The organism is Protofrankia sp. CiT1 (assembly GCF_917627335.1).
Lineage (GTDB): Bacteria > Actinomycetota > Actinomycetes > Frankiales > Frankiaceae > Protofrankia.
The window spans coordinates 1-8,572 of sequence record NZ_CAKJTP010000161.1 but is presented as its reverse complement, the minus strand read 5'-3'; the positions used below and the strand labels follow the sequence as shown (position 1 = coordinate 8,572).

Here is an 8,572-nt window from a genome sequence, read left to right as displayed (position 1 = left end):
GCGGATCCGGGGCAGCTCCCGCAGGGCCGCGACGGTCTCGACGACCGGGCGCGCGTCGATCGTTTCGCCGACGTAGGCGATATTGATATATGGGTGGAACTCGTCAGGTTCGCCAATGGCTTTCACCGTGCGGGCCCCCGCGTCAAGAAGGTGGTCATTCAGGGCGAGCAGCGGCTCCCAGGGGACGACGGCAAGTCCGACCGAGTCCGGGGAGCCGGTCGCCGGACCCACGATCAGCGTGAATGGTTCGATGGCCGCGACCGACCGACGGGCCTCGGCAACAGCACGGCTGATGTCGCCGAGGCCGTCGATCTCGTCGCCGAAGGCCAGCCGAGCGAGGGTGAGTCGCAGTTCGTCGGGGGACACGCGGTCGAGGCCGGGCAGCTGCAGCCGGTCCTGGCACCGTGTCGCCAGTTCGTGCAACTCGGCGGCGTCCTCGAAGGTCAGCACCCAGTGGTAGGCACGACGTCCGGGGGCCCAGCCCGGACGGTTCCAGTGAGTGGCGAGGGTGTCGAGCCTGGCAAAGCGATGCCAGCCGGCGGTCACGGGATCGTCGGAGGATGGAATGATCCGGTCTTGCCACTGGCCGTCCGCCAGCGCCACCAGTTTGTTCAGCCGATCCACAGCGGGTGCGGGGGAGTACGGGCCGAGGTTGTGCGCGGCGTGCAGCACATAACCGAACGCCGGCGGGGTCCGCGGCGTGCGCGCGAGCAGGCCTGCGCTCATTTTCCCGTCGGGCAGCTCGGGATCGATCAGCTGGCCGGATGGCGGCAGCAGCCCGGAGAATCGCAGCCCCGCCATCACCCACAGATCGTCGACAGCGCTGTACGTCGACCAGATCAGCCCGCGCAGGCCCGCCCAAGCGTCCTGCTGCACGGCGAGGGCGTTCTCGGCCTCCTGCCGGAGCCGGTGGTAGTCATCCTCGGCCGCGGCGAGTTCCGCGGCGGCATCGTTGGCGCTGTCGGCGTCCGGATTGTGAATAGCGATCTTCATGACGATCGGGCTGACGCTGAGCATCACCAGGAGGAAGACGACCACCACGGTCAGGTAGGGGCCGGATGCCCCGCCGCTGGCACCGCCGTTTTGGCTGAGCTCGTTGGACAACCGTCCCGCCGTCGTCAGGAAATCGCCGCGGGCTTTGGCGGCCATGCCGATCAACGCCAGCACCGCGACGGCGAGCGCACCCGGCACCCGCCATTCCGGCCAGGGCGGTTCGGCATCCGTCCATCCGGCACGCCGCCGGCGCCATATGACGACCGGTTCAGCGAGCAGATGGCCGGTCCAGAACAGCAGCAGGGCCAGTCCCACCCCCGGCAGATAGGACAGCCAGTACTCGACGGAGGCAACCGAGCTGCCGACTCCGGTCAGGTAGCGGAACAACCGGCCCAGGAACCAGACCTCGAACAGCGCCACCACCAGCGTCGCGGCCATGGCAAGCGCCGACAGCGACAGGAAGCGGGGCACCCGCAGCTGTCGGCGCCGGTCGTGTGGCCCGTCGTCAGCGTAGCGGGCCTGCACCCGGGCCGTCTGCCGGCGAGTGGCGAGGATCCGCTCCTGCCGCACGAAGGTGGCCAGGGCACGCAGGGCGGAGTCGGTCGCCGTGGCCGCTGTGATGAGGGTCCGCAGCGCCTGCTCGATGCCCGGCCGTGCCGAGTGCACCACCTCGGCGCTCTCTCGGAGCACGAGCAGGTGCGCGGTATCCTGCGGATCATCCTCCGCGTGCTGGGCCAGGAAGTCCGCCAGACAGCGGCATGCGGGCGCCGCGGGCGCCGGGCACGGCGGGGATGCGGCGCACAGCGCCCACGGTCGTGGTTCGAGTGAGAATCGCCGGCTCACCGTCATCCTCTCGTCTGGCCGAGCGCGATGACGATCTCGACCCGGCGGTTGCAGCTCATCGCGGCAGGGTCGGCGCTGTCGTTGGTGCGGTGTTCTGGTCCGCAGGCCGGACTTGGGCGGCTCTTGCCGAGCCCGACCGCCTTGCCCACAGTGAGCCCGTCGGCCCGCAGCGCGTCGGCGACCCGCTGCGCCCGGCCCAGCGAGAGCAGATCGTTGTGGTCGTCCGTGCCACGTGAGTCGGTGTGCCCGTCGACCTCGGTGACGGTTCCGGACGCTCCGCGCACCCGCCGCTCCACGTCGGTGAGCGCGGCCTGGGCCGTTGCCAGCAGCTCGGTGGAGTCGGTGTCGAACAGCATCCGGTCGGGCAGCGTCACGATGATCGTTCCGCTGTCGCGTCGCTCGGCGATGGCGGGAAAAGTGACGGCGGCGTCCGGCATGCCCGGCGTCTGGGCCGCAGGACCGGTGGTCACGGACCCGCCGGCCGCCGCCGTGGCCTCGCTGTGGATGTCGCACGACGTCGGGTTCGCGGTGGCCGCGCCGCATAGTCCGCGCCACAGCGCGGTCAGCCAGTCGAGCTGGGCGGTTGCCGGCGACGGCTGGTCGTCCGCCGGATGGCCGATTCCGAACATGGTGACCTGGGCACCGGTGAGGTCGGGCAGCTGCCTGGCCGTTCGGCAGTCAGTGACGATTTTCTGTACGTCCCCGGCGATGGGGGATTCGAGCAGATCCGCGCAGCCGGAGTTGACTAGCCCGTCAGAGACGACGACGACATGGCGGGAGCCGGATGCGGTGGCGCTCTGGTGGGCTGCTGCCGCCAACGCGCCAAGGATGTCGCTGCCCGCCGCGCGGGCCGGTGCCGCGGCCGCGTCCGCCAGCAGCTGCCGGGCGCAGCGCAGGGAAGCGACTTGGGCGCTGGTCCGCTGGTCGGGGTTGGCCAGCCGCGGGGTCGCCACTGTGGCCCAGGCCATCGTCGTAGCTGAGCCGTCGAAGCCGGAGATGGTGATCGTGTCGCCACGCAGCACCGCCGCGCGGGTCGCGGCGTCCAGTTCCGGCATTGCCGCGTAGGACGGGCCACCGTTGCCCCGGACGCTGGCGGAGCGGTCGAGCAGCAGCGCGGTGATCCCGGCGCCTGGGACGGCGTCCGGCGTGTCCGGACGCCCGGCGCAGCTGTCCACCTCGGACGACTGGCTGCCCGGCCGGCAGGCCACGAACAGGCCTGCGCCGACGGCGAGTGCCATTCCCACGACCAGCAGGCGCGGCCACCGGGCCGCCGATCCGTCGGCCTGTCGAGCTGCCGCCGCCGGGACGGCTCGGGCCGCTGTCCGTGGGGTCGGTCGGACGGCCGGTCGCGGTCCCGACCGGCGGGCGGGCGGGCGGCGCCGACCTGCGGCGGGACTCATCGCGTGCCCTCCGGCGTCGACGGGCTCGACCAGTCGGCCACCGGTAGTCCGGCCCACTGCATCAGCCGGACCAACGCGGAGTTGTGCGCCACGTCGAACTCCAGCAGATTGACGTTGTTCGCGTTGTCCACTGCCTGGAACACCGTTGTCAGCAGCTCGTTATCTTTGGCCTCGCGCTGCTCGGCGAGCTGGTCGACGACGTCCGCGGCGTGCTCGGGCTGCGCGGCCAGCCGCAGCAGGTGGCGCGCCAGGTACGGTGCCGGGGGCAGCTCGGCGTCGAGCGCGTCGATGCCGAGCATCGCCAGCAGCCGCCGCCACTGCGTCGCCATCTCGGTGTAGTTGCCGACGAGCTGCTGGGAGAAGTCGTGTAGCGCGTCCTGCTGCAGCGCTCTGGTCCATGCCTGCTGCTGCAGTGCCCGCACGTCGGTGTGCAGAGTGACCTCGGCCCGGGCGGACCATCCCAGCGTCGTCTCCGGCAGGCCTTGGCGCGCCAGTACGTCCAGCTGGGCGTTGAGGCAGGTCTCGGCCTCGGCGGCCTGATGCGGCGGGTAGGCCCGCAGCACGCACCGGGTCGCCACGGCGATCTTCTCCTGGACGAGGCTCTCGTAGTCGGCTGCTCGGCTGCGGATCTCTGTCACTGGACGCTGTCCGTCGTGCCAGGCACACCGCACCGTCACCTCGAAGTCGTAGGCATCGCCCTTGCTCGGCGTCTGGACCGGCTCGCCGACGATGATCCATGCCACCTCGGGGCGCTCCTCGGGCGTGCCACCGATCCAGGCGCGCAGTCGCCGCAGCGGCCCTCGCCGGTCGGGCTCGGCACTCATCACTGGGCTCCCATCGGTCCGAAGATGTCGTTGATCAGATTCTGTGCGGCGGGATGGCCGCCGGAGTTCCGCCAGTCCGCCCACCACAGGTCCGCGTAGAAGCGCAGACGCTTGACCAGCTCGCCGTGGTTGGCGAGGCGGATGAGCAGGTCCGCGGTGGCGCCGGCCCGCTGCGGCCGGGTGTCCGCCTCCATGCACCACGTCCGCAGCAGCGGCCAGCCCAGGGCCGCCAGGACCGGCGCGGTCAGCAGCAGCCGCCACAGCTCGTCATGGATCTCCCGGCGGTGCGGGTCGGTGCCGACGTGCCCGTCCAAGGCCCATCGGGTGCCGTCGTCTGGGCCGTCGTCGGAGGCGAGGTAGAGCAGGCAGCCGGCGGCGTAGTAGAAGACGGTGGGAGGGCGTAGCCGCAGCTGCGTCTCGTACGACCCCCGCAACCGCAGCCGCAGCCGTATTGCCCGTTCCCGTACCTGCTCGATCTCCTGTACCCATTGATCGAGCAGGTCGAACACCTGCTCGATCCCGCCGGCGGACGCCACCGCGTACACCACCTCCATGGCGAACGCGAGCGGCTGGCGGTTCTGCCGTAATGGCACGGCCGCGGTGCGGCGGACCAGCTCGAGGGCCTCCTCGGTGCGACTGGCCCCGGGTGCGGTGGCGTAGACCAGCAGCGCCGTCGTCCGCCACCGGTCCCCCTGACCGCTCCAGCGCCGCACCTGTTCCCACGCCCGGTCGGCGATCAGCGGGTATTCGATCATTGCCGCAACCGTCCAGGCCGCGGCGCGCTGGCCCGACCGGCTGCGGCGGATCCACGGTTCGACCAGCTCCGCCATGATCAGGTCGAAGTCGTGGGTGGCGAACCGGCCGACGGCCTGCGCCGCTCGCACCCGCACCGCCTCGGGTTCGGCGCCGTGCGCGCCCACCAGGGCGAGCTCGGTGAGCCAGTGCCGCAATGCCGTCTGCGTGAGATGGTGCTCGTCCCAGACGAGGTCGAGGACGGCACCCGCCATCGCCGGATTGCGGAACCGGACCCGGCCGGCGTTCCCGGCCGGCGTGTCGTCCCCGTCACGGTCGATCGGGCTCGCCTCCACCCACTCCAGCAGCGCCGCGGTCGGCTCGGTGAACGATGTGCCGACCCGCATACCCGGCCGGCCGTCGGTGAGGATGTCCCGCAGCCGGTTCGCGGCCCGGATGACGAGATCGAGCGGCATGTCGTTGCAGACAGCGAGGGCGACCAGGAAGGCTCGCCGAAACAGCCGCACCGCCTCGGCGGAGCGCGGTAGGTCCTCGGGGGGAATGCCCCGTAGCGGATCGGCGAGCAGGTACGCGGTATGCCGACGGACCTGCTCATCGAGGTAGGCGTCAGCCGGAGAGCCGTCCCGCAACGCGCTCGCGACCAGCGCCGCGATCTGCGCGACCCGTCGCAGGGGCGCGCCGTCCAGCGCACTGAACACCGATGGCGGCAGCCCCTTGATTTGATCTTCCCGGCATGCGTACTGCCTGTGGAGCAGAATCTTCAGTACGTCGGCGCGCTCGGGCATCTCGTGCCGCACCGCGTCGCCCCTGATCAGTACCGTGGCGCCGGCGGTTGTGTCGACGGTGAGCACGAACCAGGCGCGATGGAAGCGCGCCAGCCGGGTCAGCTCGTCGACGAGCAGGTCGAACCCGTCTCGGCGGGCCGCCGCGGTGACGTCGAAGACGTAGCCGTAGCCGGTGCGCAGGCTGGTCGCGGTGAGTCGGCTCGGATCGGTGCCCGGGTCGAACAGGGCGACGCCAGCGCCCTCCGGCAGCACGTCGGCGAGCGCGCATAGCGCGAGGCTGGTGCGTCCGGAACCGTCCGGGCCGACCAGTAGCCTGACCGGGCTGTGCCGCAGCTGGTCCGCCAGCTCCTGCCGGCTGGTGGTGACGCCGAGGCCCGCTCTGAACTCGACGAGAACAGTGCGTAGCCGCGCGATGGTTCCCGCGCCGACTTCCCGGGCCCGCGGCCCGACGCGTCGCCCGGCGTTGATGTTGATCGTCCCGACCGCACCGCCGACCGTGATCGAGCCGTCGCCCATGCCGATGGTGCCGTGCAGGCTGCGATGGCCTCGTTCGGCCTCGGCGCGCAGCCGGCGGTTGCCCTCGACGTCGTAACCGAACTCGTCGTCGGAGTCGGATGAGCTGGCTGGATCGGCGCCGTCCGTCTTGCGGTGTCCGTCGTCGTCTCGATCATCGTTGCCCCCGCGGGTATTACGGGGTGGCCGGGGTGGTTCGCCGTCCCCGTGGCCGCCGCCCGCCCGTCCGGGATCGTTCGCGGATCCGGTGGTGCCGGCCGCGCTGCCCTCGCCTGGGCTCGAGCCAGCTGCTCCGCTGTCGCCGCCGGTGCCATTGGCCGTCGGTGTCGTCATGGTGAACCCGCTGTCATCCGGAATTCAGGGTGCCGACGTCACCGATGATCACCTGGTTGCGGTCCCCGGTGGTGACCACGAAGCCGGCGCTGGAACCCCCTGGGCTGGACGGACGGGCCGGATCCGGCTGAGCCGGGCCGGGTTCATGCGGACCTGATTTCCCCGGATCCGGCTCGTCCGGCTTTGCACCGGTCTCCCGGGTGATGGCGGCGAGTACCTCCGGTGATGGAGCGGACCGGGTTGTTCCCCACAGACAGACCCACAGGGCGGTGCCGGCGCCCTTCTGCCCCGGGCCGATCCGCATCGGGGCGAAGTCGGCCGGGTGCAGGTCACGCCGTTGATCATGCACGGTGTCGTCGTACATGGCCTGGGAGAGCAGCAGGACGAGGTTGGCCGTGGGCACGTGACGCAGCAGCAGGCGGCCCTCGTCCGCGTTGAGGATGCCGGCGGTGGCGTTGATGGCCGAGCTGACCCAGCCGTTGCCGGACGGCTGTGCCTGGCCGTGGTGCAGGGCGAGCCGGACGCGCAGCCGGTGGCTGTCCAGCCGGTCGGCGTTGCGCCGGGCGAGGCCCATGGCGAATTCGCGCGGCAGGTCCGCGACGAGTTTTTCTCGAGGCACGGACGCGGGGACCAAGCCCAGCGCGCCGTCCCCGTCGTCGCGTAGGCCGGGCGCCGCCAGCTCGATGCTGAGCCTGGCGAGACAGTCAGTGAGGATGAACCGGAAGTCCTCCCGAAGCTGGCGCTGGTCGGCCGTTATGTGCGCGCTCGAGTTCGCGATGTCGGCGGCGAGGACGGAGTAGGGCAGCAGGTCCTGGTCGTTCATTGAGCTCCTTCCCGACCGTTGCTGATGGATGTAGCAAACGGGTAGATGGGTGTTGTGATGCGCCAGAACTGGCGGATTGGGCGGGTCTGGTAGCGGACACGGCCGGCCGGCGACGTCCGCGGTCACCGGGGCCGTGGGCAGCGATCGCCGGTGCGGACGCGCATCAGGCATCGGCTCAGGTGCTCGTGTCAGTCTCAGCGGTCGGCGCTGGGAGTCCTTCGGGGCTGTCGGATGCCAGGTGGATGCGTCGCGAGGCGGCCCAGGCCCCGGTAGCGGTGTTCTACCGGGGCTGATGAGCCGGGGTACCCGTACCAGGGCGCCTTCCTCCGCTGCCTTGCCGGACCGGGCACGGATGAGCCGCTCGCTGGCCGAACGCCCTGTCCTCGGGCGCTCTACGTGTCCGTATCGGCGAGGCGATTCAGTTCCGCTGAATCGAGGATGACCAGGCGTCGGTACTCGGTCGACAGAACCCGAGCTTCCCGCAGTTCGCGGAGAATCGTCCGCACTGTTGATTCGCTGCAGGCAGCCGCCGCGGCGAGCTCGGGCTGGGTGAGGGCGACGTCGATCTCCAGGCCAAGCGGAGTGTGCGTGCCGTACAGCTGGCACAGCTCGGCGAGGATGCGGGCCACTCGGACCAGCGAACGACAGCCCGCGAGGTCGACCTGGCGCCGGGTGGCTGCACACAGCCGGTCGCCGAGCATCTGGGTGTAAGCGGCCTGGGCCTCGGGCCGGTCGCACAGGAACGATCGCCAGGTCGTCGCCGACAGCCGGCGGGTCTCAACGTCGTGGCAGGCCATGACCGTGGCGATCCGTTGCCGGCCGCTCAGGGCTGCGAGGTCGCCGACGATGTCGCCGCCCACCCGCAACGAGATCAGGACGTCTCGATCGTCGGATCTGCCAATCACCTTAATGATTCCTCTTAATAAGAGGAAAACATAGTCTGACCGTTCGCCTTCCCGGAGCAGATATTCCTGCGTGGTGAACCGGCAGGCGCTGCCCAGCCGCGTCGCCTGTTCCGCGATGGGCGCAGGTAGACGACCCAGAAAGGTGTAGAGCGGCCAGGTATACGACACGACGGCCCCCGAGCATCGCTGGATCGATGGCGGCAGTATGAGCTGATTGATAGTGAACAATACAGCAGCAGAATGTATGATTTTCCGCTCCTGCGCCGTTGCCAAGGGCGGTTGCGGTGTGGCGGGTGCCGTGCTGGCCGGGTTTCTTGACGGGGCGCCGGCTGTGGCGGGCAGATCGGACGACGTGCGGGTAGCTGCATGCGCGGCGCTTGTTGATCGTACCCGCCCGCCC

Annotated in this window: 6 protein-coding genes; all 6 read right to left on the bottom strand. The window is 70.6% G+C overall.

Annotation, left to right across the window (positions count from 1 at the left end):
• Positions 1-1,836: 2'-5' RNA ligase family protein (locus MJ785_RS18465; RefSeq protein WP_239381996.1), on the bottom strand; the 1,836-nt coding region annotated here is incomplete at its 3' end.
• A gap of 2 nt (positions 1,837-1,838) precedes the next feature.
• Positions 1,839-3,074, bottom strand: coding sequence for an OmpA family protein (locus tag MJ785_RS18460; protein WP_239381994.1), 1,236 nt, complete (start codon positions 3,072-3,074; stop codon positions 1,839-1,841).
• Positions 3,075-3,232: 158 nt separating this feature from the next.
• The gene (locus MJ785_RS18455) at positions 3,233-4,060 is read right to left on the bottom strand and encodes a hypothetical protein (protein ID WP_239381992.1); all 828 of its coding nucleotides are present in this window, start codon (positions 4,058-4,060) and stop codon (positions 3,233-3,235) included.
• The gene (locus MJ785_RS18450) at positions 4,060-6,444 is read right to left on the bottom strand and encodes an ATP-binding protein (RefSeq protein ID WP_239381990.1); all 2,385 of its coding nucleotides are present in this window, start codon (positions 6,442-6,444) and stop codon (positions 4,060-4,062) included. The genes MJ785_RS18455 and MJ785_RS18450 overlap by 1 nt, the downstream gene beginning before the upstream one ends.
• Positions 6,445-6,457: 13 nt before the next feature.
• Positions 6,458-7,267, bottom strand: a complete 810-nt coding sequence (locus tag MJ785_RS18445) for a hypothetical protein (RefSeq protein ID WP_239381988.1) — start codon at positions 7,265-7,267, stop codon at positions 6,458-6,460.
• Positions 7,268-7,659: 392 nt separating this feature from the next.
• Positions 7,660-8,340 carry a Crp/Fnr family transcriptional regulator gene (locus MJ785_RS18440; protein ID WP_239381986.1) on the bottom strand — a complete coding sequence of 227 codons (681 nt, stop codon included), beginning with the start codon at positions 8,338-8,340 and terminating at the stop codon, positions 7,660-7,662.
• Between the last annotated feature and the right edge of the window lie 232 nt (positions 8,341-8,572).

Coding starts and splice junctions, on each gene's coding strand:
- MJ785_RS18460 (WP_239381994.1), bottom strand. CDS start 3,074: ATGGCACTCGCCGTCGGCGCAGGCCTGTTCGTGGCCTGCCGGCCGGGC.
- MJ785_RS18455 (WP_239381992.1), bottom strand. CDS start 4,060: ATGAGTGCCGAGCCCGACCGGCGAGGGCCGCTGCGGCGACTGCGCGCC.
- MJ785_RS18450 (WP_239381990.1), bottom strand. CDS start 6,444: ATGACGACACCGACGGCCAATGGCACCGGCGGCGACAGCGGAGCAGCT.
- MJ785_RS18445 (WP_239381988.1), bottom strand. CDS start 7,267: ATGAACGACCAGGACCTGCTGCCCTACTCCGTCCTCGCCGCCGACATC.